This window comes from Mesorhizobium sp. M6A.T.Cr.TU.017.01.1.1 (assembly GCF_004023115.1).
GTDB lineage: Bacteria > Pseudomonadota > Alphaproteobacteria > Rhizobiales > Rhizobiaceae > Mesorhizobium > Mesorhizobium mediterraneum.
The window spans coordinates 1-24,522 of sequence record NZ_RZTA01000033.1; the positions used below are offsets into that span (position 1 = coordinate 1).

General features: G+C 62.2%; 27 protein-coding genes and 1 tRNA gene. 15 read left to right on the top strand and 13 right to left on the bottom strand.

All coding sequences use genetic code 11. The features are described from left to right. Positions 1-842 precede the first annotated feature (842 nt). A complete protein-coding gene (locus tag EOB36_RS13065; RefSeq protein ID WP_164897513.1) occupies positions 843-1,403 on the top strand; it encodes an ankyrin repeat domain-containing protein in 561 nt (186 codons plus the stop codon). 43 nt (positions 1,404-1,446) lie between these two features. Here the strand turns inward: EOB36_RS13065 and EOB36_RS13070 are convergent, their stop codons facing one another. Beyond that, on the bottom strand, positions 1,447-1,974 hold the full coding sequence (locus EOB36_RS13070; RefSeq protein WP_095489506.1) for a gamma carbonic anhydrase family protein: 528 nt from the start codon (positions 1,972-1,974) through the stop codon (positions 1,447-1,449). A gap of 121 nt (positions 1,975-2,095) precedes the next feature. Continuing rightward, positions 2,096-2,419, bottom strand: a complete 324-nt coding sequence (locus tag EOB36_RS13075; protein ID WP_164759244.1) for a hypothetical protein — start codon at positions 2,417-2,419, stop codon at positions 2,096-2,098. 149 nt (positions 2,420-2,568) lie between these two features. Here EOB36_RS13075 and EOB36_RS13080 point away from each other — a divergent pair, with 149 nt between their 5' ends. Further along, entirely contained in the window at positions 2,569-3,300 is a 732-nt protein-coding gene (locus tag EOB36_RS13080; RefSeq protein WP_095489507.1) for a hypothetical protein, read from the top strand. A gap of 132 nt (positions 3,301-3,432) precedes the next feature. Here the strand turns inward: EOB36_RS13080 and EOB36_RS13085 are convergent, their stop codons facing one another. Beyond that, positions 3,433-3,636: a DUF3126 family protein gene (locus EOB36_RS13085; RefSeq protein ID WP_013531334.1), complete on the bottom strand. Its 204-nt coding sequence runs from the start codon at positions 3,634-3,636 to the stop codon at positions 3,433-3,435. A 151-nt stretch (positions 3,637-3,787) separates the two neighbouring features. Then, positions 3,788-4,636, bottom strand: a complete 849-nt coding sequence (cysE, locus tag EOB36_RS13090; RefSeq protein ID WP_095489508.1) for a serine O-acetyltransferase — start codon at positions 4,634-4,636, stop codon at positions 3,788-3,790. Between the two features lie 145 nt (positions 4,637-4,781). Here cysE and EOB36_RS13095 point away from each other — a divergent pair, with 145 nt between their 5' ends. Continuing rightward, entirely contained in the window at positions 4,782-5,381 is a 600-nt protein-coding gene (locus EOB36_RS13095) for a hypothetical protein (protein WP_095489509.1), read from the top strand. A 78-nt stretch (positions 5,382-5,459) separates the two neighbouring features. On the opposite strand, the gene EOB36_RS13100 is transcribed toward EOB36_RS13095, so the two are convergent. From EOB36_RS13100 to EOB36_RS13110, 3 genes are all read right to left on the bottom strand, one after another. Next, positions 5,460-6,227, bottom strand: coding sequence for an alpha/beta hydrolase (locus tag EOB36_RS13100; RefSeq protein ID WP_164897514.1), 768 nt, complete (start codon positions 6,225-6,227; stop codon positions 5,460-5,462). 20 nt (positions 6,228-6,247) lie between these two features. Then, positions 6,248-6,760, bottom strand: coding sequence for a DUF192 domain-containing protein (locus EOB36_RS13105; RefSeq protein WP_128284994.1), 513 nt, complete (start codon positions 6,758-6,760; stop codon positions 6,248-6,250). 143 nt (positions 6,761-6,903) lie between these two features. Beyond that, positions 6,904-7,479 (bottom strand): cold-shock protein, encoded by a 576-nt coding sequence (locus EOB36_RS13110; RefSeq protein WP_206637164.1) that lies wholly within the window; start codon positions 7,477-7,479, stop codon positions 6,904-6,906. A gap of 239 nt (positions 7,480-7,718) precedes the next feature. Between EOB36_RS13110 and gloA the strand changes: the two genes are divergently transcribed. Continuing rightward, positions 7,719-8,159, top strand: a complete 441-nt coding sequence (gloA, locus tag EOB36_RS13115) for a lactoylglutathione lyase (RefSeq protein WP_127295319.1) — start codon at positions 7,719-7,721, stop codon at positions 8,157-8,159. 147 nt (positions 8,160-8,306) lie between these two features. Then, positions 8,307-8,600, top strand: coding sequence for a DUF2218 domain-containing protein (locus tag EOB36_RS13120; RefSeq protein ID WP_128284996.1), 294 nt, complete (start codon positions 8,307-8,309; stop codon positions 8,598-8,600). Positions 8,601-8,610: 10 nt separating this feature from the next. Here the strand turns inward: EOB36_RS13120 and EOB36_RS13125 are convergent, their stop codons facing one another. Both EOB36_RS13125 and ilvA read right to left on the bottom strand, forming a co-directional pair. After that, positions 8,611-9,165, bottom strand: coding sequence for a DUF1697 domain-containing protein (locus tag EOB36_RS13125; RefSeq protein ID WP_128284997.1), 555 nt, complete (start codon positions 9,163-9,165; stop codon positions 8,611-8,613). Between the two features lie 25 nt (positions 9,166-9,190). Next, positions 9,191-10,447 carry a threonine ammonia-lyase IlvA gene (ilvA, locus tag EOB36_RS13130; RefSeq protein ID WP_126106765.1) on the bottom strand — a complete coding sequence of 419 codons (1,257 nt, stop codon included), beginning with the start codon at positions 10,445-10,447 and terminating at the stop codon, positions 9,191-9,193. A gap of 208 nt (positions 10,448-10,655) precedes the next feature. On the opposite strand from ilvA, the gene EOB36_RS13135 reads away from it, so the two are divergent. The 3 genes from EOB36_RS13135 to EOB36_RS13145 all read left to right on the top strand — a co-directional run bounded on the left by EOB36_RS13135 (position 10,656) and on the right by EOB36_RS13145 (position 14,542). After that, positions 10,656-12,059: an aminopeptidase P family N-terminal domain-containing protein gene (locus EOB36_RS13135; protein ID WP_128284998.1), complete on the top strand. Its 1,404-nt coding sequence runs from the start codon at positions 10,656-10,658 to the stop codon at positions 12,057-12,059. Positions 12,060-12,160: 101 nt separating this feature from the next. Further along, a complete protein-coding gene (locus tag EOB36_RS13140) occupies positions 12,161-13,228 on the top strand; it encodes an alpha/beta hydrolase (protein WP_095489516.1) in 1,068 nt (355 codons plus the stop codon). A 147-nt stretch (positions 13,229-13,375) separates the two neighbouring features. After that, entirely contained in the window at positions 13,376-14,542 is a 1,167-nt protein-coding gene (locus tag EOB36_RS13145; RefSeq protein WP_128284999.1) for an alpha/beta hydrolase, read from the top strand. A 28-nt stretch (positions 14,543-14,570) separates the two neighbouring features. On the opposite strand, the gene ade is transcribed toward EOB36_RS13145, so the two are convergent. Together ade and EOB36_RS13155 are read right to left on the bottom strand one after the other, a co-directional pair. After that, positions 14,571-16,382: an adenine deaminase gene (gene ade, locus EOB36_RS13150; RefSeq protein ID WP_128285000.1), complete on the bottom strand. Its 1,812-nt coding sequence runs from the start codon at positions 16,380-16,382 to the stop codon at positions 14,571-14,573. A gap of 230 nt (positions 16,383-16,612) precedes the next feature. Then, positions 16,613-16,792 (bottom strand): hypothetical protein, encoded by a 180-nt coding sequence (locus EOB36_RS13155; RefSeq protein ID WP_127295303.1) that lies wholly within the window; start codon positions 16,790-16,792, stop codon positions 16,613-16,615. A 635-nt stretch (positions 16,793-17,427) separates the two neighbouring features. On the opposite strand from EOB36_RS13155, the gene EOB36_RS13160 reads away from it, so the two are divergent. The 4 genes from EOB36_RS13160 to EOB36_RS13175 all read left to right on the top strand — a co-directional run bounded on the left by EOB36_RS13160 (position 17,428) and on the right by EOB36_RS13175 (position 20,547). Further along, the gene (locus EOB36_RS13160) at positions 17,428-18,066 is read left to right on the top strand and encodes a hypothetical protein (protein ID WP_128285001.1); all 639 of its coding nucleotides are present in this window, start codon (positions 17,428-17,430) and stop codon (positions 18,064-18,066) included. A gap of 53 nt (positions 18,067-18,119) precedes the next feature. Further along, positions 18,120-18,206 (top strand) — tRNA-Leu (locus EOB36_RS13165). 425 nt (positions 18,207-18,631) lie between these two features. Further along, positions 18,632-19,444 carry a phosphate ABC transporter substrate-binding protein gene (locus EOB36_RS13170; protein ID WP_281035486.1) on the top strand — a complete coding sequence of 271 codons (813 nt, stop codon included), beginning with the start codon at positions 18,632-18,634 and terminating at the stop codon, positions 19,442-19,444. Continuing rightward, complete coding sequence (locus tag EOB36_RS13175) at positions 19,441-20,547, top strand: transporter substrate-binding domain-containing protein (RefSeq protein WP_127295299.1); 1,107 nt, start codon at positions 19,441-19,443, stop codon at positions 20,545-20,547. Before EOB36_RS13170 ends, EOB36_RS13175 begins: the two co-directional genes overlap by 4 nt. Positions 20,548-20,689: 142 nt before the next feature. On the opposite strand, the gene EOB36_RS13180 is transcribed toward EOB36_RS13175, so the two are convergent. Both EOB36_RS13180 and EOB36_RS13185 read right to left on the bottom strand, forming a co-directional pair. Next, a complete protein-coding gene (locus EOB36_RS13180; protein ID WP_348631796.1) occupies positions 20,690-21,655 on the bottom strand; it encodes an ATP-grasp fold amidoligase family protein in 966 nt (321 codons plus the stop codon). Positions 21,656-21,696: 41 nt separating this feature from the next. After that, the gene (locus EOB36_RS13185; protein WP_127295297.1) at positions 21,697-22,275 is read right to left on the bottom strand and encodes an NUDIX domain-containing protein; all 579 of its coding nucleotides are present in this window, start codon (positions 22,273-22,275) and stop codon (positions 21,697-21,699) included. Positions 22,276-22,533: 258 nt separating this feature from the next. On the opposite strand from EOB36_RS13185, the gene EOB36_RS13195 reads away from it, so the two are divergent. The 3 genes from EOB36_RS13195 (at position 22,534) to EOB36_RS13205 (ending at position 24,330) form a co-directional block, all read left to right on the top strand. Continuing rightward, positions 22,534-23,637, top strand: coding sequence for an NADH:flavin oxidoreductase/NADH oxidase (locus tag EOB36_RS13195; protein ID WP_128285004.1), 1,104 nt, complete (start codon positions 22,534-22,536; stop codon positions 23,635-23,637). 113 nt (positions 23,638-23,750) lie between these two features. Then, complete coding sequence (locus EOB36_RS13200; protein ID WP_095489523.1) at positions 23,751-24,059, top strand: DUF982 domain-containing protein; 309 nt, start codon at positions 23,751-23,753, stop codon at positions 24,057-24,059. A gap of 31 nt (positions 24,060-24,090) precedes the next feature. After that, complete coding sequence (locus tag EOB36_RS13205; RefSeq protein WP_095489524.1) at positions 24,091-24,330, top strand: DUF2188 domain-containing protein; 240 nt, start codon at positions 24,091-24,093, stop codon at positions 24,328-24,330. The last annotated feature ends 192 nt before the right edge of the window (positions 24,331-24,522 follow it).

The window sequence follows — 24,522 nt, forward strand, 5'->3', positions numbered from 1 at the left end:
TCCCCGTCCCCAACGACCGGGTGAAAGGAGCCGGCCCCGTCCCCGGGCCGGCTCCACCTTTCGGGGGAGACCGGAGGAAGCCCCGATAGGAGAACTCGACTTGAGCGTCGCCAAATTTTGACGTATTGAAAGAATTGTGGAGACGTTCTCTAGTTCGTCTGGGAGCCGTCATTGGTGACTGTATGGATGCCGATCTCAAATTCGGCATCTACCGCTGTAATACTGCGGAGTGGCACTCTTACGGGTGCCGTCTAGTGCGAGGGCTATCCCTCCTGAATAAGGGGCAATCGCTTACAGGTTGCTGCACATCCGCTTCATGTTGATGAAGCAAAAGGATGTGTCAAATGAACAATTCAAACAAACTAACAAAACTCCGAACCGTGCAGGCCAAGAAGCAAAATTGGCGATGCTTCTACTGCGGTTTTCAGATGTGGGATGGAGACCCGACGCTGTTTTCAGAGCGTTATCATCTCCCTGTAAGATCGCTCAACCGCTTCCGCTGCACCGCGGAACATCTGAAACCCCGGATGGACGGCGGCGAGGACAGACCAGAGAACCTTGTTGCGGCGTGCAAGTTTTGCAATCAAACCCGGCATCGAATGGGTAAAGTGCTATCGCCGGCCACGTACCAGCGGCACGTCCGAAAGCGAATAACGGCCTGGAAATGGCATCCGCTCGCGTGTCACCACTTGTTGAAATGATGCAGCGTCAGACGATCCATCGGAAGGCCACGGCCGCTACGGACGTCGGAACAGAGCCAGAAACTCTTGGCTAGAGCCAGCTTTCCAAGGGCAATTGACCGATGCAGTATGAACCATCAATTCAACCTCCGGATCGCTGCGATGTTGGAAATCCCGGAAGATCGATGCGAGCGCCACCGCCTGTTCAAGGCCATCGACGACGCGTTCAAGGCGGGCGACTTCGAGGCCCTCGGTGTGGCCCTCGGCGGCTCACCCTGCTGGTTCGACGAGCAGATGCCTTTTGAACTCGGCCTTGGGGATCCACTGGAATATGCGATCTATTGGAGCCCCACTGCTTTCATCTCGACCTTACTGGATGCGGGCTCGGACCCGAACTATCACCACCATGGCGGTTTTCCGGCAATCATTGCGGCACTGTCCACCGACCGGGCTGACAGACTGGAAATCGTCCGAATCCTGATCGATGGTGGCGCAGACCTCAACATGCGGGGCGTAAACGACTGGACGCCGCTTCACTATGCGGTCGCCATCCGTAGCGTCGATGCCATCCGCCTGCTGTTGGCGGCGGGCGCCAACCCATCGCTCGAAACCCGCATCGACGACTATACGACAGCCCTCGAGGACGCCGACAATGCCGGCTTTGAAGCCGGCGCTTCGTTTTTGCGCGATGCGATGATCAGGCGCGGCCCCAATGGACGGTGAGTTGGGCGACGATGCCGGTGAACCATATAGCCGAAGGCTGGCCTCAGGCCTTCTTCAGTCCCGCCTTGAAGCATTTGCCGTTGGCCACATAATGCGCGGCCGAAGCGCGCAGCCCGGCAACCGCAGCATCGTCCAGCGCTCGCACCAAACGAGCGGGCGAGCCGATAATCAGCGAATTGTCGGGGAATTCCTTGCCCTCAGTGACCAGCGCGCCGGCGCCGACCAGCGAATTCTTGCCGATTTTCGCGCCGTTCAGCACGATGGCGCCCATGCCGATCAGGCTGTTGTCGCCGATCGTGCAGCCATGCAACAAGGCGCGGTGGCCGATCGTGCAGCCTTGCCCGATGGTCAGGGGAAAACCGACATCGGTGTGCATGACCGTGTGTTCCTGCACATTGGTGTCGGCGCCGATGACGATCGGCTCGTTGTCGCCGCGGATGACGACGCCGAACCAGAAGCCGGCGTTGCGGCCGACCCTGATATCGCCGATCAGGGTGGCGTCGGGCGCGATCCAGTTGCTGTCCGCGTCCTCGAAGCCGGGGGCCTTTCCGTCGATCGCATAGAGCGGCATTTTTCGCCTCCGAATCGTCTCACACTAAGCTTTGCATGTCGTCATCGCAAAACCGCTGCACACCCTTGGGTCAAGCCCAGGGGCATGCTTTTGCGCGACATGCACTAAACGTTCGCAGAGCCTAAAAGCGTGCCGGCCCGGGATGCAATATATCGATCAGCGCTATGCCCAAAGCCAACGCCCAGATCGTCGCAGTGCAGCCGCAGGAGATCAGCGCCAGTGCCGAAATGCGGCCTTCCCGCCAGGCGTCCAGGGCGTCGTTGGCAAACATCAGGGGCCCGGCGCATGCCGTCGCGACCAACGAGCGCAGCATATGCTTTGGCGACACATAAGGCTCGACGAAGGCAAGCCGGCGGCCTGATACCAGCTCCATTGCCGATCCAACCAGGCCGCACGCCGTCAGCCCAACCATAAAACCGAAGAGAGTGTGTTCGACCGGACCCATCTTTACCTTCCATTTACCATGAAATCGCACAGTCGTGTCGACAGGCGCGTTGCAAGAGCCGTGCCGCGCCACATGTGCCGCTTGAGGACACCCAAAGGGGAACACCCAAGGGGACATCTTGGGACAGGCGGCCGATACAGGGGATCGCGATGAAGCAGGCAGCCACCGCCAACGGCCCGCAACTCACCGTCGTCGATTCCAAGCTGATGAGGCGGGTGTTCTACGTGTTCGCGGCGCTGGCAGTGCTTTCGGTGGCGATCAGCCTTGGCGGCAAATGGTTCGGCCGCTCGATCGCCATGGCCGGATACACCGACGACACGACAACCCACGAGGTCGTGATCGGCAACAACGTCATCGCCGTGCCGGCCAATGTCGTCCGCTTCGACCAGGCCCGGCGCGACGGCATCGCCTCGCGCCTCGACCTCTATCTGCGCTATCCCGAGATGGACGGCTACAGCGAGGCTGCCCGGGACGATTTCAACAACACCGGATCGAGCAAGAACATCATTTTCCTGTCGCTCGAACGGCAGATAATGTCGCGCGACATGAGCGGCCGCTTCACGCCGATCTACAGCGCCCTGATCGCCCAACCCGGCACGCCCGGCCCGGGCGGCACCACACTCTACGGCTTCACCGAAAAATCAGGCTATCTCAACGAGGTGCTGGCGGTCGGCAACCGCCGGGGCAAGGACCCGTTCGTGGCCCGCTGCCTGAGCGGCCCAAGTGCTGCGCAATCGCTGGCGCCCTGCGAACGCGACATCCTGGTCGGCGACAAGCTCAGCCTCACCTACCGTTTTCCCAAAGACTTTCTGGCGGACTGGCAGGTGCTCGATGCAGCCATCGCCGCCGAGGCCACGCGTTTCCTGAGGACCGGACGCTAACGCGTTGTGTCTGAAAGGAATTTATGCGACGCGCTTTGGTGGAAAATCGCAAACGGCGGAGATTGGCAAAAACCCCTCTCCGCCCAGGGATGACGAACCCGGGGTGCCTGCCGCCAACCGCAAACTCCCGGCTCAGGCCAGGTCGATGTCGAGGATCGCCATCGAGAAATTATAGTCGCCGTCGTCCTCGTCCTTGAAGACGATGCCGAGGAATTCGTCGCCGACATAGACCTCGGCCGAATCGTCCTTGCGCGGCCGCGCCTTCACTTCAAGCTTGGGGTTCTGGAAGACGCGCTTGAAATAGGCGTCCAGCTTTCTGATTTCGTCCGGCTTCAACAGTCTTCTCCGATCGTCGGTCTTGCTCGTTTGAGCGCGCTTCTGGCACGTCGACAATGGCGATGTAAAGGCGAGCCGACCGGATATGCGAGAACCGACAGGCGGCAGAGCCGGCAAACGGAGTTCGGTTGCCCGCCCTGCGGACTTGAAATCAGATATCGAAGCTGACGACGTGGTCCATCGTCTGCGACGGCAAAAGCTGATCCATCTGCCGCGAAGGCTGGTCGCAGCCGGTCTCGCCGACGACGCGGGCCGGCACGCCGGCAACCGTCTTGTTGTGCGGCACCGGCGACAGCACCACCGAGCCCGCCGCGATCTTCGAGCAATGGCCGACTTCGATATTGCCGAGGATCTTGGCGCCGGCGCCGATCAGCACGCCGTAGCGGATCTTGGGATGGCGGTCGCCGCCGGCCTTGCCGGTGCCGCCCAGCGTCACGCCGTGCAAGATCGACACGTCGTCCTCGATCACCGCCGTCTGGCCGACGACGAGGCCGGTGGCGTGGTCGAGGAAGATGCCTTTGCCGATGCGAGCGGCCGGGTTGATGTCGGTCTGGAACACCGAGGACGACCGGCTCTGCAGGTAGAGCGCGAAGTCCTGACGGCCTTGATTCCACAGCCAATGCGCCAGCCGGTGGGTCTGGATGGCGTGAAAACCCTTGAAATAGAGCACCGGCATGATGAAGCGGTCGCAGGCCGGATCACGGTCGTAATAGGCCTGGATGTCGACACGCACCGTCGACGCCCAGTCCTTGTCGTCGGCTGCCATCGCCTTGAATGTCTGGCGGATGAGATCGGAACCGATATCCTGATGGGCGAGCCGCTCGGCCAGCCGATGGATGACCGCTTCCTCCAGGCTTTCCTGGTTGAGGATGGTCGAATAGAGGAATGCCGCCAGCAGCGGATCGCGGTTGACCGCCTCCATCGCCTCGTCGCGGATCGAGCGCCAGATCGGGTCGATCGGCTTCACCATGGTGGGGCGGGCAATCGTAACGCTGTTCATCAATGATCTCCGGCCATCTACTGGCTCAGGCTTGGCAGCTTGCCTATTCTCCGGCCGCACATATAAGCCAGATCATAGCACGGTTGAACTCAATTTTCCTTAGTGCTTTGTCAAATGGATTTGGTTCACGGAAATTCAAGCGGCCATGGAAAACGAACCCTTGATCGAAGCGCCGCTGAAGCGCGAGCTTTCCGCGCTCTACCGGGCCGAAGGCCGCCACTATCACAGCCTTGCCCATATCGAGGCGATGCTGGCGCTGGCCGGGCACTATCGGGCATCCCTGCACGACCCCGAGGCGGTCGAGGCGGCGATCTGGTTCCACGATGCCATCTATGACAGCCGAGCCAAGGACAACGAAGCCAAAAGTGCCGCCCTTGCCGAGAAAAAGCTCTCCGGCCGCACGGATGCGCAGCGCCTCGGCCGCATCACGGCGATGATCATCGCCACCGCCACGCATGAATTGCCGCGCTTTAGCGACGAGAATGCCGCCCGCGACGCAGCGCTGTTCCTCGACATGGACCTGGCGATCCTGGGTGCGACGCCTGATGCCTTCGACGCCTATGAACAGGCGGTTCGCCGCGAATATGGCTGGGTGGAAGAGCCGATGTGGCGTGCCGGCCGCAGTGCTGTGCTGAAGAGTTTCCTCGCCCGTCCGCATATTTTTCACACCGAGGAATTCCGGCAGCGGTTCGAGGCTCAGGCTCGGCAAAACATGGCGCGCTCGCTCAAGGCGCTTGGGGCGTGAGCGCTGCCGCGGTGCGGAACCGTTGATTCTGGCAGGACAGAGGGGGGCGCGAAGGATCACTACAGATCGGCTTTGTGCTCACAGCGGATTTTCGGCATAGAACTCCAGCACCCGCTGCTTGAAAGTCTTGTCGCCGACGGCCAGCATGTGGTCGCGGCCCTCGATGTGAAAAGCCTTGGCGTTGGGCATCAAGGCCGCCAGTTCGTCGGGCGAGCCGGCGATGTCGTCCTTGGTTCCCACGGCAATCAAGGTCGGCTGCGCAATGCGCGCGACATCGCCCTCGTTCATTGACGCCCGGGAACCCACGATGCAGACGGCGAGCGCCCGCCGGTCGCTTCGGGTCTGGTCAGCGAAGGCGCGAAACGATCGGCCGCGCGCATGGCTGATCGTGCTCGGGTCCTCGGCCAGCAGCGCATCGGCGATCGGATCCCAATCGCCGACGCCATCGACAAGGCCGATACCAAGGCCGCCGAACACCAGTGTCGCCACCTTGTCAGGGTCGGAAAGCGCCAGGAACGCCGACACCCGCGCGCCCATCGAATAGCCCATGACATGGGCGCGTTCGATGCCGAGATGGTCGAGCAGGGCCGCAGCGTCGGACGCCATCCGGTCCGGCGTATAATCGGCCTCTTCATAGCTCTTCGACGAGACGCCATGGCCGCGATTGTCGAAGGCAATGGCGCGGTAGCCGGCATCGTTCAGCGCCTTGAACCAGCCGGGCGACACCCAGTTGACGTAATGGGTCGAGGCAAAGCCGTGGATCATGAGCACCGGATCGCCCTGCCCCGATGCCGGCTGGCGATCGAGGAAGGCGAGATCAAAACCGTCATGGGAGAAAAACTGCATCTGCGACGGATCCTGCGCGTTCAGTTGTGCGCAGTGCCGATTGCCGGGTGGCGCAACAAATCGCCATCCTCGATGCCGCTCCTGGCGGCGATGCCCGCCTTGAGCTCGAGCACGAAGCGAACCGGCTCGCCGGGCGAGATCATCGCCTCGGATTGCGGCTCGCCTTGCTTGATCGCCCGGATCTTGCCGTCCTGACCGACGAAGATCAGGTCGAGTGGCATCGGCGTGTTCTTCATCCAGAAGCTGACATCCCGAGGCTCCTCGAACACGAACAGCATGCCATGATCGTCGGCCATCTCCTCGCGAAACATCAGGCCGGCCTCGCGCTCGGCGGAGGTGTCTGCGATTTCGATCGAGAAAGAGCGTTCGCCGCCTTTCGTCACCGCGACCAGCGGCTGCGGGTCGACGGCAAGGATCATCGCCCGACTGTCCGCCGAAGCCGGTTGCTGCGAATGGAAGAAAGCGCCTGTGGCGACGACAAAGGCGATCGCTGCGCAAACGACGCCCGTTGTCAGCCAGTTCCTGTGGGTCATTCGAAATCCTCGGCCGGACATCGTCCTAGACCATGATCCCAAAAAGTGGAACCCGGTTTTTGCTGCGCTGACCTGCAGTTCGGAAAAGATCATGGTCAAGCAAAAAGCACCAGGTCGCATCCCGATTCGATCGGGACGGGACCTTAGTGCGAGACCGGCAAGGTACCCATATCCGGGTGAATTTCGGCAGCCATAAGGCCTTTGTCGCCGCGCCCGAAGCGGACCAGCACGACCTGCCCCGGCCTGAGCTCGGTAATGCCGTAGCGGCGCAGCGTCTCCATATGGACGAAAATGTCCTCGGTGCCTTCGCCCCGGGTCAGGAAACCGAACCCCTTGGTGCGGTTGAACCATTTCACCAGCGCCCGCTCGAGGCCGCTTTCCGGCGTCACCGAGACGTGGGTGCGCTGATCCTGCATTTCCGCGGGATGGACCGCCGTGGTGACATCCATGGAGAGCACACGGAACGCCTGCAATCCGCGCTCACCATGCTTGACGAGGCAGACGACGCGCGCGCCTTCCAAGGCGGTCTGGAAACCGTCCTTTCGAAGACATGTCACATGGAGGAGAATATCGCCGGAAGAGCCGTCATCGGGAAGAATGAAACCGTAACCCTTGGCCACATCGAACCATTTGATGGCGCCCGCAACCTCGACAAGATCGGTCGCATCGCCGCTCTCGACCCTTTGCGAGGCGTCGTGACCGGTTCCGTCCCGCCCCATGAAAGAGGCCTTTTCCCCCATAAGAACGCCCCCCTTTTTCCAAGAATACCGCAACTGATTCTTGACGTTAGATTAACACTGCCGCTTCCGGTGTGTGCAAGACCTGACGTGCCTTTTTTCACGGTTGATTGCGGGAATACCGGATTTGTTGTTTGCCGGCGTGCCCGGCTATCGGCAATTGCCCTTTGGCCGGCTGGCCCCTATGTTCCGCCGCAACGCAACATTTCGAGGAAAATCCCATGCGCTACCTGCACACCATGGTCCGCGTCGCCGACATCGATGCATCGCTCGATTTCTACTGCAACAAGCTTGGCCTCAAGGAAGTGCGTCGCCACGAAAACGAACAGGGGCGCTTCACGCTGATCTTCCTCGCCGCTTCCGAAGACGAGCAAAGCGGCATCGCCGAAAAGGCGCCGCTGATCGAGCTCACCTACAATTGGGATCCTGAAGACTACAAGGGCGGCCGCAATTTCGGCCACCTCGCTTATGAGGTCGACGACATCTACGCCACCTGCCAGCATCTGATGGACAAGGGCGTCACCATCAACCGGCCGCCGCGCGACGGCAACATGGCGTTCGTCAAATCGCCGGACGGCATCTCGATTGAGCTTTTGCAAAAAGGCCCGGCCAAGGCCAAGGCCGAGCCCTGGGCGTCGATGGCGAACACCGGAAGCTGGTAGCCAGTCACAAGATCGAGAGCGGGCACGACCTAGCCGGGCATTTTATGGCGTTTCTCAAGATCGCGCCTATCTGTCCGGCCATCGCGCCTGCTTCCGAAAGTTGGCGCATCCAAAAAGATGCGCGCTTGCCCCAGGAGAAATCCATTCATGCCGACCAGCCATGTCGATGTCGCCACCGGACATGCGAGCCGCTATCTGCAGCAGCTCTGCAAGCACTGGGCGCACAAATTTCCCGTCGAGTTCGATCCGAACCACGGGACAATCGATCTCTCACTGGGTCGTGCCGTTCTGGATGCCGATGCGGCAGCGCTCCACATCGCGGTAACCGCTGAAGAAGCCGGCTCTCTGGAGCGCCTGGAAACGGTCGTCGCCGATCACATCAAACGCTTCGCTTTCCGCGAAGAGCTGACCTTCGATTGGAAGAGGGCTTCGGCAGCGTAGGCGACCACGTTCAGCCACTTCTCCCAGCCAACTCCAGCAGCGCCAGCACCGTGCGCCAGTTGCGCGCGGTGCCGGGCACTTTCAGCGTGCGCGGGATGAGATTGGCAAATACCGATTTGCCGAGACCTTCCGGTGCATGCAGATAAAGCACGTCGCCCCTGATCTCGAACCGTTCGGGACCCGTGCATTTCTCCGAAAGACGGGCCGTCTCCTCAGGTGTCGGCGCGCGCTCCAGCGCATAGGCGTGAAGTTTCGTCGGCTCCCCGGCGACCTCCGGGTAGGGATTTTCCGCCGCCAGCCGCTCGAACCAACCGAGATCGCGCACCATAATGCGCGAATAAAATCCCCATTTCTTCTCGAAGGCCGCTTCAAGCTGTCTGCTCAGAGTGGCGGCATCACCCTTTGCCGAGCGAAACACGACGTTGCCGCTCTGCACATAGGTGGCGACGTCGCGAAAGCCGAGCTCCTCGAAGAACGACCGGAGTTCGGCCATCTTGACGATGCGGTTGCCGCCGACATTGATGCCGGAAAACAACGCTACGAAGATTTTCGCTTGGGCACTCATATTCGGGGCACTCATATTCGGGCGCTCATATGATGAAGCCAGCCAGCGTCTCGTTGTCGGTGATGTCCTGATACTGGACGCCCTCGGCCTCGAAATTCGCGTTGAGCAGCTCGAAATTGCGGCGGTCCTTGGTTTCGATGCCGATCAGCACCGAACCGAAATTGCGGGCCGATTTTTTCAGATATTCGAAGCGGGCGATGTCGTCGTCAGGTCCGAGCAATTCGAGGAAATCGCGCAGCGCGCCCGGGCGCTGCGGAAAGCGGATGATGAAGTACTTCTTCAGCCCCTCGAAACGCAGCGCCCTTTCCTTCACATCCGGCAGCCGCTCGAAGTCGAAATTCCCGCCCGAAACCACCGCCACGATAGTCTTGCCCCTGATCTCCTTTTTCGAGAAATCCTTGAGCGCGTCGATCGCCAGTGCGCCGGCTGGCTCCAGCACCACGCCTTCGACGTTCAGCATCTCGATCATGGTCGCGCAGAGCCGGTTTTCCGGGATCAGCCGCACGGCCTCAGTGGCAAATTCCCTGAGATGCCGCAACGGTTCACGGCCGATCTCGGCCACCGCCGCGCCATCGACGAAATTGTCGACCTTGGCGAGCTTGATGCGCTTTCCGGCGGTGAGGCTCTCGCGCAGGCTCGGCGCGCCGGCCGGCTCGCAGAAGACGAAGCGCGTGTCCCGGCGCTGATCGGCGAAATAATGCGTGACGCCCGCGGCCAGACCGCCGCCGCCGACCGGCAGCATGACAATGTCCGGCATGCGGGCGCCCGGCATCTGGCCTGATATCTCGTAGGCGACGGTCGCCTGCCCCTCGATGATGTCCTTATGATCGAACGGCGGCACCATGTGCGCGCCTGAGTTTTCGGTGAACTCCAACGCGGCGCGGTAGCAGTCATCGAAAAAGTCACCGACCAGCCTGATCTCGACGAATTCGCCACCGAACAGCCGCGTCTTGTCGATCTTCTGCTGCGGCGTCGTCACCGGCATGAACACCACACCCTTTTTGCCGAAATGGCGGCAGACGAAGGCAAAGCCCTGCGCATGGTTGCCGGCGGAAGCGCAAACGAACAGCTCGGCATCGTTGCCGGCGTCGAGCGCCTTGCGGAAGAAATTGAAGGCGCCCCTGATCTTGTAGGAGCGCACCGGCGACAGGTCCTCGCGCTTCAGCAGCACGCGCGCTCCGGTCTTCTTCGACAGATAGTCGTTTTCCTGCAGCGGCGTCTCCGGGAAAATCTGGCGGATCGCGGCAGCGGCAGCAGCGACGCGGGAGGAAAAACTGGTCATGGCAAGATCACCCCGGGTCGCATGTCGGCTATCGGTAGCGTGCATTTGGTTTGCCGCCACGCGGTGGTCGCAAACCTAGCACACAGCGCGTGCGTTTGATCCCAGCCTATTGCATATCCAATCCCGCGAAGCCATTGTCCGGCCGGTTCATGCGCCCCGTCACGGGGGCATTCCCAGAATCCTTGCAAGCACTTGGAGGCGTTTGTTCATGCCCGTCGCATCGGTTGCCCTGAAAACCATGTCGCTGCCGGAATTCGGCGAGCCGACGGTGATGCCGCTCGTTGCACGCACCACCTACGAGGCACGCATCGGGGCACTGGTGGCGCGCGGCAGCAAGGCCGATTTCGATGCTTTCGTCGTCTATGGCGACCGCGAGCACGCGGCCAATGTCGCCTATCTCACGGGCTACGATCCGCGTTTCGAGGAAACGCTGCTGGTCATCGTTCCCGGCAAACAGCCGAAACTCCTCGTCGGCAATGAGGGCTGGGGCTATGCCGAGATCTGCGATGGACCTTACCAGCGTGTCCTCTACCAGACGTTCTCGCTGCCGGCGCAGCCGCGCGACCGCTCGCCGGCGCTCCTCGACATCCTTGCCGACTGCGGCCTGAAAGCCGGCCAGCGCATCGGCGCCATCGGCTGGAAGCCGTTCGGTCCCGGCGATTCCGGGTTTGGCGAAACAACTCTCGACCTGCCTTCTTTCATCGCCGACACGCTGCGCACGCTTGCCGGCGACAAGCACACAGTGGTGAATGCGGCGAACCTTTTGATGAACCCGGCAGACGGCCTGCGCGCCATCAATGAAGCCGACCAGCTCGCGTCCTTCGAATTCGCCGCGACCTATTCGTCGCAAGGCCTGCGCAACGTCCTGCAAGGGATCGAACCCGGCATGACCGAGTTGCAGGCGGCGCGGCTGATGGGCATCAACGGCCTGCCGCAATGCTGCCACCCCATGCTGTCGGCCGGCAAGCGCGCGCCCTATGGCCTGCCAAGCCCCCGCCTCGACGTCATCAAACGCGGCGATCCAATCACCATGGCCTATGGCCTCCACGGCTCGCTCAATGCCCGTGCCGGTTTCCTGGCCGAGGGCGCAACCGAGCTTCCGCCCGACATAAGCGACTACGTCGAAAAACTGGTCGCGCCCTATTTCGCTGCCGTCGTCGACTGGTACGAGACCGTCGGTATCGGCGTCAGCGGCGGCGCCCTGTGGAACGCCGTGCACGACCGCATCGGCGATCCGTTCTTCGGCGTCTCGCTCAATCCCGGCCACCTCGTCCACATCGACGAATGGATGCATTCGCCGATCTTCGCCGGCTCCGACATCACGCTGAAGTCGGGCATGGCGCTGCAGGTCGACATCATTCCGGCAACCGGAACGGATTATTTCACCACCAATATCGAGGACGGCATCGCGCTGGCCGACCAGGCCCTGCGCGAGGAAATCGCCGCGCGTCACCCCGAAGCCTGGCGCCGCATCGAGGCGCGCCGCGCCTTCATGACGGACGTGCTCGGCATCCGTCTCAGGCCGGAGGTGCTGCCCTTCTCCAACATCCCGGCCTTCCTGCCGCCGTTCTGGCTTTCGCGCAACAGTGCGATGACCGTCGCAAGACGCTGAGCGCATTTCGGCCTGACATGACTTACTTCTGCCGCACTTCGACTGTCCGGGAGGGTTCGCGGAGGTTGGATAGGCCTTTCGGCCGGAGTGGAATTTCAGAGTTGAAGAAGATTTGTATCATTGCGCTTGCCTTGCTTGTTGCCGGCTGCGGCGGCCGGCAAACCGAGGAACTGCTCGGCAGCGCCATTGTGTCCGCGCCGGTGACGGAAATTGCCGGCAACCACTCGATCTTCATCGCCACGACGCGCAAGCGCTCCGACGATCCCAGCAAGGTCTTCGACCGCGAGCGCTCGGCCACGCTGAACTATGCCCGCCTCAACGTCACCGTGCCGGGAAGCCACGAAACCGGCCAGATCGAGCGGCGCTCGCGCGGCAAGTCGAACGACCCGGCCAAATACTTCATGGCCTCCGAGGTCGTCGGCTACGACACCGCGCCGAAATTCTCCAGCGCGCTCAGCGCCGACATCGCCGCGCGCGGCGGCCGCGTCATGGTCTTCGTCCATGGCTACAACACCGGCTTCGACGCCGCAGTCTACCGCGTTACCCAGATCGCCCATGATTCCGGTTATCCGGGCACACCGGTGCTGTTTTCCTGGGCGTCCGGCGCCAAGACCAGGGACTATGTCTACGACAGGGAAAGCGCCAGTGCTGCCCGCGACCAGTTGGAAGTGACGCTGAGGATGCTGGCGCAGACCGGAGCGCGACGCATCGACATCGTCGCCCATTCGCTGGGAACCTGGGTCACCATGGAGGCGCTACGCCAGCTCGCCATCAACGGCGACCGCGATCTCGGCGGCAAGCTCGGCGACGTGGTGCTGGCCTCGCCCGACATCGATGTCGACGTGTTCAAGAGCCAGATGCGCCGCTACGGCAAGCCGAACAAGCCGTTCATCCTGCTCCTGTCCGACGACGACCGGGCGCTGCGGCTCTCCGGCCTGATCGCCGGCTCGCGGCCACGCGTCGGCGACTACAAGGACGCTGCCGACCTCGCCGACTATGGCGTGAGCGTCGTCGATCTCTCCAGCGTCAAGGGATCGGATCGCTTCAACCACACCAAATTCGCCGACAACCCCGAACTGGTGAAGATGATCGGCCAGCGGCTGCGCGAGGATGACGGATTTGCCAGCGACCGCGAGGTGACCGACCGCATCCACCTGCTCGGACAATAAGGTGCGCTCCACGCCCTGTTCCGCAGGCTTTCGTGGTGCACGTTCATGATTGCGGCACCATCGAATCACATTCAACTGGACCAGGCCGGCCTCGGGCTCTATCGAAACCAAAGACGTCATACGGTTGACGTCTCTTCGGGAGCCTGCGTGACCGTGCGTTCGAAGATTTTTCTCGTCGTTGCGCTGGCGCTCGCTGTTACCGGCTGCGCCGGCCGGAAGACACACGACCTTCTCAACACGACGGCTGTGACGGTGCCTGCCTCCGACATCGCGGCCACGCATGAGATCTTCGTCGCCACCACCCGCGAGAAAGCCACGAAAGATCCGCGGCAGGTGTTCGATGGCAATCGCTCGCTGACCACCAGCTTCGCCCGCGTCGAGGTGACGGTTCCGAAGGTCCATCAGCTTGGCGCCATCGAGCGCGTCAAAGGCTCCGCAAACAGCAATCCAGCGAAGGATTTCACCGCGACGAATGTCGCCTTCTATGAAGGCGCCCCCCAATTCGCCAAGGCGGTCGGCGCCGACATTGCCATGCGCGGCAACCGCGCGCTGGTTTTCGTGCATGGCTTCAACAACGGTTTCGACGATGGCGTCTACCGGCTGACGCAAATCGCGCACGATACGAAATATCCCGGCACGCCGGTTCTGTTCTCATGGGCGTCGAGCGGCAAGACCACGGGCTATATCTACGACAAGGAAAGCGCCAATGCCGCGCGCGACGATCTCGAAGAGACGCTGCGCATGCTGGCCAAGACGAAAGTCAAGAGCATCGACATCATCGCTCATTCGATGGGCACCTGGGTGACGATGGAGGCGCTGCGCCAGCTTGCCATCACCGGCGACCGCGATCTCAGCGACAAGCTTGGCTATGTCATCCTTGCCTCACCAGATATCGACGTCGATGTCTTCAAGAAGCAGATGATCCGCTACGGCAAGCCCGACAAGCCGTTTGCCATCCTGCTTTCGGGCGACGATCGCGCCCTTAGACTCTCCTCGCTGATCTCCGGCGACAAGCCGCGCGTCGGCGACTATGGCGATGCGGCCGACCTCGCCAGCTATGGCGTTTCGGTGGTCGACCTCACCAAGACCAAAGGCGGCGACCGCCTGAACCACGCCAAATTCGCCGACAACCCGTTTTTGGTGCAGTTGCTCGGCGACCGGCTGCGCGCGCCGGCCGGCCTGGCATCGGAAGAAGCCAATCCGGCGCAGCCGATCGACAATCTCGGCCAAGGCATCGGCAAGGCCGTCGGCTCCGTCGCCGAGATCGTCATCACCACGCCGTTCAGGGTGCTGACCATCGCCACCGGCGGATGAGTGACGTGGGGCTCGCCCTTGGTCGTTGTTAGACGAACAGGTCGACTTTCTGGAACGTCGTCACGTCGATCAGGCCGACATCGGAAATCCTCAGTTCCGGGATGACGACCAGCGCCAGCAGCGAGTGCTGCATGTAGGCGTTGTTCAGCGAACAGCCCATCTTGCGCATCGCCTCGGTGAGCTTGTCGGCCTTGGCTGCCACGATTTCGGCACGCTCGTCCGACATCAGCCCGGCGATCGGCATTTCGACCAGCGCCAGTTCCTTGCCCTTGGAGAACAGCACGACACCACCGCCGACCTCACCCAGCCGGTTGACGGCCAGTGCCATGTCCTGCTTTGAGGTGCCGACGACGATGATGTGGTGCGCATCATGCGCCACGCTGGAGGCCATGGCGCAGTCGGCCATATAGCCGAAGCCGGAGACGAAGGCATTGGTGACGCCGCCGGTGCCCCGGTGGCGCTCGACCACCGCGATCTGGCAGACGTCGTTGCGACGGTCCATGGCGACCAGCCCGTCCTCCACCGGAAGATCGGCCTCCAGCGCCCGCGTCGGCGCCTGGTTCTCGATCACGCCGATGACCCGCACCCGCACCTCGTTGGCGCCCATGGGCGCCACGATGTCGAAATCCCCCGGTTTGAGCTTCTTGCCGAGCTTGACGGTGTTCTTCGCCGTCTTCGGATAGTCATAGGCCGGAATGTCGATTTCGAGCTTGCCGCCCTTGGCCAGCCTGACGCCGCGGCCATAGACCTCGTCGATGGTCATCGCGGTCAGATCGGAGACGATCAGCAGATCGGCGAGCCGCCCCGGCGCGATCGAGCCCAACTCGCGCTCCAGCCTGAAATGCTGGGCGGTGTTGAGCGTCGCCATCTGGATCGCCGTCACCGGCTTCAACCCCTGGCTGATGGCGTGCCGGACCACCCGGTCCATATGGCCTTCATGGACGAGCGTGCCGGAATGGCTGTCGTCGGTGCACAGGATGAAGTTGCGCGGGTCGAGCCCGCTCTCCGTCACCGCCTTGATCTGCGAGGCGACGTCATACCAGGCCGAACCCAGCCTGAGCATCGCCTTCATGCCCTGGCGGACGCGGGCGATGGCGTCCTCGGCGCGCGTGCCTTCATGGTCGTCCTCGGGTCCGCCGGCGACATAGCCGTGGAACGGCAAACCGAGATCGCGCGAGGCGTAATGGCCGCCGACGGTCTTGCCCGCCCTCGCCGTCGCGGCGATCTCGCCCGACATCACCGGATCGTTGGCCGCGACGCCGGGAAAATTCATCACCTCGCCAAGCCCAATGATGTTTTCCCAGGTCATCGCCTCGGTGACATCGGCGACCGTCAGCTCGGCGCCGGCATGCTCCAGCCCCGGTGCGGAGGGCACGCAGGACGGCATCTGCACATGCACGTTGATCGGCATGGCGACGGCCTCGTCATGCATCAGCCGCACGCCCGGCAGGCCGAGCACGTTGGCGATTTCATGCGGGTCGATGAACATCGAGGTGGTGCCATGCGGGATAACCGCGCGGCAGAACTCCGTCACCGTCACCATGCCGCTCTCGACATGCATGTGCGCGTCACAAAGGCCCGGCACCAGATAGCGCCCGCCGGCGTCGACCACCTTGGTGCCCTGCCCGATAGCGTGACCGGCATTCGGCCCGCAATAGGCGAAGCGGCCGCCGGCAATGGCAATGTCGGTGCCGGCGATGATCTCGCCGGAATGAACGTTGACCCAGCGCCCGTTGCGGATGACGAGATCGGCGGGCCTCCTGCCCATCGCCACGTCAACCAGATGCGTCACCACCTCGGCCCAGGGTTTTGGTTTCGTCGCATGCGCGGTCTTCGCCATGAAGGGACTCCTGTTTTCCCGACTGTGCCAAGCCGCGCGGATTTTGACCAGCGAGATCAGCGGATTGCTTGAGCGCTCCTCGGCCTTCACATCGATTGTGATTCTCGCGTCTCGTTGCGAGGTCGCGATTCGTTGCTTTGTGACGGCAGTTATGCTATTGATTTCGGCATGGTGCTGATTTGCGCCAACGACCCGCCGCCGAGGCGGGTTTTTTGTTTCGGCGCCGGCCGTTAAGTATCCTGCCGCTGTTCCCTGTCGCGGCAGTTGAGAAGCTCGACCAGATCGTCGGCCTCTTCGATGGGCATGTCGATCAAGGGGACGCCCACCTCGACAACCGGCAGGCCAGTGAACACATCAATGATGTCCCAGGTGCCTTCAGGTGTCTTCTCAATGTCGTAGCGTTGAGCCATGGGGGTGGAGCCATGGATAGAGGAGAAGATTTAGCGCGTTTTACCCGGTCACCGCTCGTTTGGCCTACGGCATTGCGGAAATGATTCCCGCCCAGTCTGATCAAGCGCCTCAAGTAATGGGGCAAGAGTGCTGGGCAGCCGGAGGTCGACAGCCAGATTTAGCACGTCGTGTAAATGCCGGCGATTATCTTCGGAACGGATCAATTGCCGTACGGCCTTGGCAACAGACTTCCCTCGTCCTGTGTCAAACTCTGCCATGCTCGGGGTTCCAGTAACTTTAGTCCGAAACTCAGCCGCTGCGAAATAGTTCCAGCGATCTTGTTTGAATCTCTGTGGGTGGTTGCAGCTGGCTCGGTGACGGCAGCTATGCGGGCGCGGTGCTGATTGCGCCAACGGCCCGCCGTCAAGGCGGGGTTTTTTGTACCAGGTTTCAGCGATGGCAGAAGATGGCTTGACGGCCTTTGGCTGGCGTCGACGCTGGAGCCTGAGGGGATTACACCCACTTTGTGGCGTGATGCCCTGCCCTGACGGAAAGTTGATGGGGAAAACCGTGAACATCTATTGCGACCGTTTGCCACATCTGGTACCGCACGAGAAGGGAGAAGAACACAACATTTAGTATAGGTACCCGGAACGTGCCCAAAATCCAGTTCTCCTCCCACACCCACTCCCTCAATGTAGTGCCTGCCGAGAACATCCTCCACGCCATGGACTTCGCGCGGTATCGAGGCTGTTCGCTCAACCTCTACGTGGTCGTCAACTTCCCTGCCGAAGACGCCGACATAGCTGCTTGGCTTTTCACGAGGGTCCGAGACAAGTACCGTGATTGGTATAATTGGCGGACAAAGAGGGTCTATGGCGCGCCGAAACTGGCGATGTACGTCTACACCTTGGAGAACCCCAATGGTCAGGCGCACGCCAACTGGGTTGTCTACGTCCCTCCATCACTGCACGCTGAGTTTCTGCGGAAGCTTCCGGGCTGGGTGAGAAAGGCTAAAGGCCACACGCCCGGACAGTTCGACGTCAAGGCAAAAGATGTCGACCAATCCACATACAAGAGCCTCGGCAAATACATCAACAAAGGACTGCGTGAGAGATACAGCAGCTATCTCCACATCATCACGAGCGCTCAAGGGCGTATCTTTGGGCGACGGGCCTGCTCCAGTGCGGCCATCAACAAAGCTGCCCGCGCGGCTGCTGGATTTGTTCCCAAAAGAGATCGCATCCAATGGCCTGATCCCGCGAACGGGAACTCGACAGATGAGGTCGCCTAGAGGCGGCCTTGAACTTGTGACATGGGCTGTGACATACCAATGTCACGGTGTCTGCGGGCGTGGCGAAACTGGTAACCGCACAGGACTTAAAATCCTGCGTCCTCAGTGACTTACGGGTTCGACCCCCGTCGCCCGCACCACCGCTGAGGGGATTTAAAATCCCTCAGCTACGGCTATCCGGGTTCGATTCCCGGCGTCCGCACCAGCTGGTATTATGGCTTCACGACCAAGCCGGCAGTGCCCGGACCGTTTGGAATTTGATGGCGGCCGGCCTGTTGTGAGCGCCATCGCGCCGACCAGCGAATTTCTCCTTGAACGGCCCGCGGCTGGCGATCGCAACAGGGGTGGTCGGGGGAATAAACAAGAGCCAGCCTGGCTCTATGTCACCAAACTGACACCTGTCCCGGTGCAGTTTCCGAATACGCGACCACATTTCGCTGATCGGGGGCAAAGACTGGAACCGCCAATCAACACGAGACCGGGTGTCGCGTGGGTCGCGGCATCGTCCGTTGCGACGGCCATCATCGTTGCGTTGGCCGCCTGGTATTTCTACGGCAACCGGGCAATGCCGGCTTTTGGGCCGGCATCTGGGCCGGTTGCTGGCGGTTCACTGCAAATAATGGGTTCCGAAACGATGCGGCCGGTCGTCACGGTCTGCGCCGAGGCATTCATGGCCGACAACCCCGAGGCCGACATCATCGTGCGCGGCGGCGGCTCCGGCGACGGTATGGCAGCGCTGCTCCACGGCATGATCGATATCGGCATGATCTCACGGCCACTGTCGCCGAAGGAGATTGGGTTCGCAACCGCGAAAGGTACCGATCTGACGCAGTTCGAGCTGGCGCTGGACGGCGTTGCTATCGTCGTGCACCGAACCAACCCGCTGCGCGAAATCGATGTCGATCAGCTCCGCGCCATCTGGTCCGGAGATTTATCGCAATGGCGGGAGCTCAGCGGCGGCCCCGGCGAGATCCAACCACTTGCCCGCGCCAAAGGGTCTGGAACCGAGGAGGTGTTCGCCGAGCGGGTATTGAAAGGACAAAGGGAGGGTGTGGCAAAGGAATTGCCAACAAACGAGGCCATTGTCGCCGAGGTCGCCGCGCAGCCGAATGCTATCGGATACACCGGCCTCGGAGCGCTCCGCAATGCCTCGGACCGCGTCCATGTCCTGGCCATCCGCAGCCAATCTTCCTCGGTCTTGCCGAGCGCCGATACGGTGTGGTCAGGCACCTACCCGCTGACACGCGCCTTGCTTTTGATCAATCCGGGGACGCCGTCGGGACTTGCCGCCTCGTTCATCGCGTACTGCACCGGCCCCGCCGGACAGGCCTTGGTGAAGCGCGCCGGCTATGTCGAGATCGCGGCGGGCGAACCATGAGCGCGCGCCGGGTCGTCGGTTTGGTGGTCGGCGTGCTCGCCTGGGCATTCTCCATGCCGGCGCTCGCCGAGCCGCGGGTCGAGGATTTCCGCGTACGCAAGCTCGTCGTCGGCACGATGCGGGTGCCACCCTTTGCATCGCGCGGCGATGATGGCGTATGGAGCGGCCTGAGCATCGAGCTCTGGCAAAAAGTGGCCTCGCAATTGAACCTTGGCTATGAATTCCGCGAGTTCGACTATGATCCCGATGCCATGGTCCAGGCCTTGCAGACCCGCCAAATCGATCTGGTGGTCGCCGCCATGCCGGTCACGACGGACGGTGAGGCGCGCTTCGATTTCTCGCATGCCTACTTCGCCGCGGGCGTTGGTGTCGCGGTGCGCAGCGAGCCAACCGCCGGTATCCTGGCGACCCTGCGCAGGCTGTTTACCTGGCAGTTGCTTGTTCCAATCGGCGGCCTCGTGGGTCTGCTGCTGCTTGTCGGCACGTCGTTGTGGCTGATCGAGCGACGCCGCAATCCCGGCCATTTCGATCCCCGCATGATGCAGGGCATCGGCGATGGCATCTGGTGGGCCGCCGTGACGATGACGACGACCGGCTACGGCGACAAGACGCCAATCACCTGGCGCGGCCGCGCCATCGCTCTTGTCTGGATGTTCACCAGCATTTTCTGCATCGCCACCTTTTCGGCGACGCTCGCCTCGTCTTTGGTCGTTGGCCGGCTGAAGAGCAGCGTTGACGGTCCCGAAGACTTGCCGCGAGCCCGTGTGGGAACAGTGGCGGGTACGGCCGGCGAGTTGTGGACCAAAGCGCAGGGCCTGAAGGTGCAGACTTACCCTTTCCTGATCCAGGCCAGCAAGGCGCTCAAGCGCGGTGAAGTGGAGGCGCTGGTGGTGGAGCGCGCCATCCTTGGACACATGATCCAGGAATACCAGTGGAACGACTTGCTTATCCTGCCGCAAACCCTGGCGGTCCGCGACTACGCGATCGCCATTCCAAGCGGCAGCCCGCTCATGGAGGACATCAACCGCGCCGTGCTGACGGTGACCCATCATCCCGATTGGAAAGAACTCGTGCAACGCTACGTCGGCCAAAGCGAACCCTGAATTCGGAATGACCGGCGGGTCCCGGCTGACCGAAGCCGGCGATGCGATGCGGGTTTCTCTGCTACACGGGTTTCCATCACCCATATATTCGCCCGCCGCCTCGTGCCGTGGATTTGGACCGCGAAGAAACCGTCGCTCTGTTTCAGATGTGACCGGCAGCGGTAAGGACGGCCCTGTAGCGGCGCGCAAACCTGCTCGACGGGCGGCTCAGATAGCCGGACGCCGCAATATCCCAGCGCGCGCCCAGTTCACGATCGAAAGCCGGCGGGTCGAATTTCTGCAGGCCGCTGCGGGGATAGATCGTGAACTCGCCGAACACCGGCTCTCCGCCGTCTTCGTAGAAATCGACCCGCATCATGTCGAATTCGCCGCCCAGTATCTCGGCAGCCTCGACCATGCGCGAAAAGCTTTGCGGCCGGGCAATTTCCAGCGACGCGTCGATGCCGCCCTGGACGACTGCCAGCCGGCGCCAGTCGCGATCGAAAAGTGCCGTCTTCCGCACCGTCGAGCGGAAAGACGTGACCACGACAAAGGCGACACGGCCGGCAATCACGTTGAACTTGTAGTCGATGGGCTGATAGTCATGATCCTTGCCGATCAGCGTCTCGACGAAAACCTGCGGCTTGATGTGGGCATAGCCGCGCTCCAGCTTGCGGCTGCCATAGGTCTCGGCGAGGTGCCTGGACATCTCGGCAATGATCGCGTCCCGATCGGCGGTTGCGGGGTCCGGAACGACGGCATTCATGTTGCAGCCGTGATTGCATTTGACGATGTATGGAATCGTCAATTCGTCGAAGGGGATTTCGCGCGGGTCGTCGCCGCGCCACAGCACCGCCGGGACAAGCAGCCAGGGAAGCCGATCCCGGACGAATTCCTTGGCTTTCAGCTTGTCGAGCACAATCGCAAACCGCGGATCGTCGTCGAAAATCTTGCGCCAATGGATCTTTTCCGTGAAGGTCGCCGGGGCAGCAAAACTGGGCAGATGCCGCATCCTTTCGGAGAAACGCTGGGTCAGGCGCCGGTAGCTGACCAGCAGCGCGACATTCAGGACCAGCAGCAGCGCCATCGCGCCAACCCGCTTCAGCGAACCCAGCTTTCCGGCGCTCATGTTTGCCGCGCCCCTTCGCGGCGTCCAGGTTCCGGCACGGGTCAGGCCCGGATCGGGTTCAGCTTCAGATGCTGGATCAGGATGATCGTCTTGGCATCGATGATGCGGCCGTCGTAAATGCCGGCCAAAGCCTCATCGAGCGGCATTTCCAGAACCTCGATGTCCTCGCCTTCTTCCGGCGCCCCGCCGCCGTCCGAGATGCGGTCGGCGGGCGAGTAGCGCGCGATGAAGAACCAAAGCCGCTCGGTCACGCTGCCAGGGCTCATATAGGGCGCAAACAGCCGTTCAACGTCCTTCAGCCGGTAGCCCAGTTCCTCTTCCGCCTCCTTGCGGATGCAGGTTTCTGGATCGTGTTCATCGAGCAGGCCGGCGCAGGCCTCGATCAGCGGCTCGCGGTGGCCGGTGACGTAGGCCGGATAGCGGAACTGCCGCACGAGCAGAACCGTCGAGCGCTCGGGATCGTAAGGCAGGATCACCGCCCCGTCGCCGCGATCGTAGGTCTGGCGGATCTGCGTCTCCCATTGCCCGTCGCGCCGGCGATAGTCGAGGACGGTCTTTTTCAGGACGGCCCAGTCGTCGGAAAGGACTTCTTCCGAACGGATGCGAATGCGGTCTTCCATTGTGAGCTCCGTGCTGCCGGCGCGAGGACTACAGCGCCGCGCGTCCTCTTGGACGCGCAAAGGACGCTGTAGCACTTTTGATCTGCGCATGATCCTTTCCGAAAATCGGAATTGATTTTCGGCGTCATGCGCTAACCGCGAACCGGCCTTTGCGCAATCCCGGCAGCCATTGGTCCAGAGGTGCGCTTCACCGCCTCGTGTATGGCGCAGGCGCAATCCACTGCCTAAATAGCGGCAGCCCCTCCCCGGAGTTTTTTGATGACCACATCCCTTTTCCAGCCGATCACGCTTGACGGCCTCACCTTTCCCAACCGCATCGCAGTGGCGCCGATGTGCCAGTATTCCGCCGATGACGGGTCCGCCAGCGACTGGCACCTGTACCACTGGATGAACCTGGCGATGTCCGGCGCCGGCATGGTCACCGTCGAGATGACCGACGTCGAGCGGCGCGGCCGCATCTCGCATGGCTGCCTCGGCCTTTATTCCGACGACAACGAGGCAGCCGCCCGGCGCGCGCTGGATGCCGCCAAGCGCGTCGCCGCCCCCGGCACCAGGTTCGGCACGCAGCTTGCCCATGCAGGCCGCAAGGCTTCCAACCAGAAACCGTGGGAAGGCGGCGGACCGCTGAAGGCCGATCAGGACCCGTGGCCGATCGTGTCTGCCTCGGCAATAGCTTACGACACGGGCTGGCAGGTGCCGCGGGCGCTGGAGGATGAGGAGATCCTGCACATCATCGAACGCTTCACTGATGCGGCAAGGCGGGCCGAACGTGCCGGTTTCGACTTCATCGAATTGCACGCAGCCCATGGCTATCTGATCTTCCAGTTCCTGTCGCCGCTTTCCAACCAGCGCACCGACCGCTGGGGCGGCTCGCTGGAAAACCGCATGCGTTTTGTCGTCGAGATCGCAAAGGCGGTGAGAAAGGCCGTCCCCAAGCTGATGCTCGGGGCGCGTCTGTCGGTCAAGGAGTGGGTCGATGGCGGCTTCGATGTCGAGGACGCGATCGAAGTGGTCAAGGCGCTGAAGGCGGAGGGCGTCGCTTATCTCTGCTGCTCGAGCGGCGGCAATTCGCCGTTGCAGAAGCTGCCGACCGGCCCGGGCTACCAGGTGCACCTGGCGGAAGCCGTGCGCAAGGGCGCTGGCATCCCGACGCGGGCCGTCGGCCTGATCGACGATCCGAAGCAGGCCGAGGCGATCGTCGCCGAAGGCCGTGCCGACATGGTGGCTCTGGCCCGCGCCTTCCTGGCCGACCCGCGCTGGGCGTGGCGCGCCGCGGCCACATTCGGCGAGAAGATCCACCCGGCGCCGCAGCTTGCCCGCTCGGTGACGACGATCCGGCACTGGATGAAGGCGGCGGGCTGACCGTCCCGTTTCCACTGGCTGCGGCCCCAATGACCGCGGCCCCATTAATCGCGGCACTTGAGACCTTTGCGCCGAGGCGTTGCAACCAAATCGGTCGCTCCGCGTTGCCGGCGATGATGGACAACAAGCCTTTTGAAAAGCCGGTCGTGGTCGAGCTTGGCCATGTCGGCAAATACCGTGAGATCCGTAGCACCCAGGAAGCAGCGGAGTGCCTGATGACGGTCTGGCCACTCAATCGTGGTCCTCGGCATCGCGATGCTCTCGACACTTGCCTAAAAGTGCTGGAGGGTTATCGTTCGACAGCGGATGCGCGCCGGGCATTGGTCGAGGCCGCGAAGGAATCGGACGTGCTGGTTCCCGACGAGAGATTGTCCGACGGCAAGCTGCCCGAACGCAAACTGCCCGAAGACAAACTGCATTGAGCAGACGGAGCTTTTTCCACCGGAGGATTTCATGGCGAAGCTGACCTACAAGATCGTCGAACATGACGGGGGCTGGGCCTACAAGGTCGGCGCAACATTCTCGGAAACGTTTCCTACTCACGAGGATGCGCTGCGCGCCGCCGAGATCGCTTCGGCCGAACAGCAGGTCGCCGGCACCACGGACGGCATCCAGTACGAGGACGCCGACGGCAAATGGCACGACGAGCTCGCCGATGGCCGGGACCGGCCGCAAACCGAAGTTTCCGATTAGGCTGGCGTCGTTGCTGATGGCTTCTCGCACCTCCGGTTTTGGGAGCTGGGGCTTGGCAAGTTATTCTCTTGCCCCGATCCCGGACATGACGAATCTCAGTCCCGTTGGGAACGCTCACGATCAGGTGCGACGAAGAAGAGCGCTTGCCACGCAGCCGCTTTACAGGGCGGTCTGGTAGCGCTACCGTTTCAT

What these genes read in the sequence shown, in the direction of transcription:
- EOB36_RS13065 (WP_164897513.1), top strand. Translation starts at nt 843, where the DNA reads ATGTTGGAAATCCCGGAAGATCGATGCGAGCGCCACCGCCTGTTCAAG.
- EOB36_RS13070 (WP_095489506.1), bottom strand. Translation starts at nt 1,974, where the DNA reads ATGCCGCTCTATGCGATCGACGGAAAGGCCCCCGGCTTCGAGGACGCG.
- EOB36_RS13075 (WP_164759244.1), bottom strand. Translation starts at nt 2,419, where the DNA reads ATGGGTCCGGTCGAACACACTCTCTTCGGTTTTATGGTTGGGCTGACG.
- EOB36_RS13080 (WP_095489507.1), top strand. Translation starts at nt 2,569, where the DNA reads ATGAAGCAGGCAGCCACCGCCAACGGCCCGCAACTCACCGTCGTCGAT.
- cysE (WP_095489508.1), bottom strand. Translation starts at nt 4,636, where the DNA reads ATGAACAGCGTTACGATTGCCCGCCCCACCATGGTGAAGCCGATCGAC.
- EOB36_RS13095 (WP_095489509.1), top strand. Translation starts at nt 4,782, where the DNA reads ATGGAAAACGAACCCTTGATCGAAGCGCCGCTGAAGCGCGAGCTTTCC.
- EOB36_RS13100 (WP_164897514.1), bottom strand. Translation starts at nt 6,227, where the DNA reads ATGCAGTTTTTCTCCCATGACGGTTTTGATCTCGCCTTCCTCGATCGC.
- EOB36_RS13105 (WP_128284994.1), bottom strand. Translation starts at nt 6,760, where the DNA reads ATGACCCACAGGAACTGGCTGACAACGGGCGTCGTTTGCGCAGCGATC.
- EOB36_RS13110 (WP_206637164.1), bottom strand. Translation starts at nt 7,479, where the DNA reads ATGGGGCGGGACGGAACCGGTCACGACGCCTCGCAAAGGGTCGAGAGC.
- gloA (WP_127295319.1), top strand. Translation starts at nt 7,719, where the DNA reads ATGCGCTACCTGCACACCATGGTCCGCGTCGCCGACATCGATGCATCG.
- EOB36_RS13120 (WP_128284996.1), top strand. Translation starts at nt 8,307, where the DNA reads ATGCCGACCAGCCATGTCGATGTCGCCACCGGACATGCGAGCCGCTAT.
- EOB36_RS13125 (WP_128284997.1), bottom strand. Translation starts at nt 9,165, where the DNA reads ATGAGTGCCCAAGCGAAAATCTTCGTAGCGTTGTTTTCCGGCATCAAT.
- ilvA (WP_126106765.1), bottom strand. Translation starts at nt 10,447, where the DNA reads ATGACCAGTTTTTCCTCCCGCGTCGCTGCTGCCGCTGCCGCGATCCGC.
- EOB36_RS13135 (WP_128284998.1), top strand. Translation starts at nt 10,656, where the DNA reads ATGCCCGTCGCATCGGTTGCCCTGAAAACCATGTCGCTGCCGGAATTC.
- ade (WP_128285000.1), bottom strand. Translation starts at nt 16,382, where the DNA reads ATGGCGAAGACCGCGCATGCGACGAAACCAAAACCCTGGGCCGAGGTG.
- EOB36_RS13155 (WP_127295303.1), bottom strand. Translation starts at nt 16,792, where the DNA reads ATGGCTCAACGCTACGACATTGAGAAGACACCTGAAGGCACCTGGGAC.
- EOB36_RS13170 (WP_281035486.1), top strand. Translation starts at nt 18,632, where the DNA reads ATGCCGGCTTTTGGGCCGGCATCTGGGCCGGTTGCTGGCGGTTCACTG.
- EOB36_RS13175 (WP_127295299.1), top strand. Translation starts at nt 19,441, where the DNA reads ATGAGCGCGCGCCGGGTCGTCGGTTTGGTGGTCGGCGTGCTCGCCTGG.
- EOB36_RS13180 (WP_348631796.1), bottom strand. Translation starts at nt 21,655, where the DNA reads ATGAGCGCCGGAAAGCTGGGTTCGCTGAAGCGGGTTGGCGCGATGGCG.
- EOB36_RS13185 (WP_127295297.1), bottom strand. Translation starts at nt 22,275, where the DNA reads ATGGAAGACCGCATTCGCATCCGTTCGGAAGAAGTCCTTTCCGACGAC.
- EOB36_RS13195 (WP_128285004.1), top strand. Translation starts at nt 22,534, where the DNA reads ATGACCACATCCCTTTTCCAGCCGATCACGCTTGACGGCCTCACCTTT.
- EOB36_RS13200 (WP_095489523.1), top strand. Translation starts at nt 23,751, where the DNA reads ATGATGGACAACAAGCCTTTTGAAAAGCCGGTCGTGGTCGAGCTTGGC.
- EOB36_RS13205 (WP_095489524.1), top strand. Translation starts at nt 24,091, where the DNA reads ATGGCGAAGCTGACCTACAAGATCGTCGAACATGACGGGGGCTGGGCC.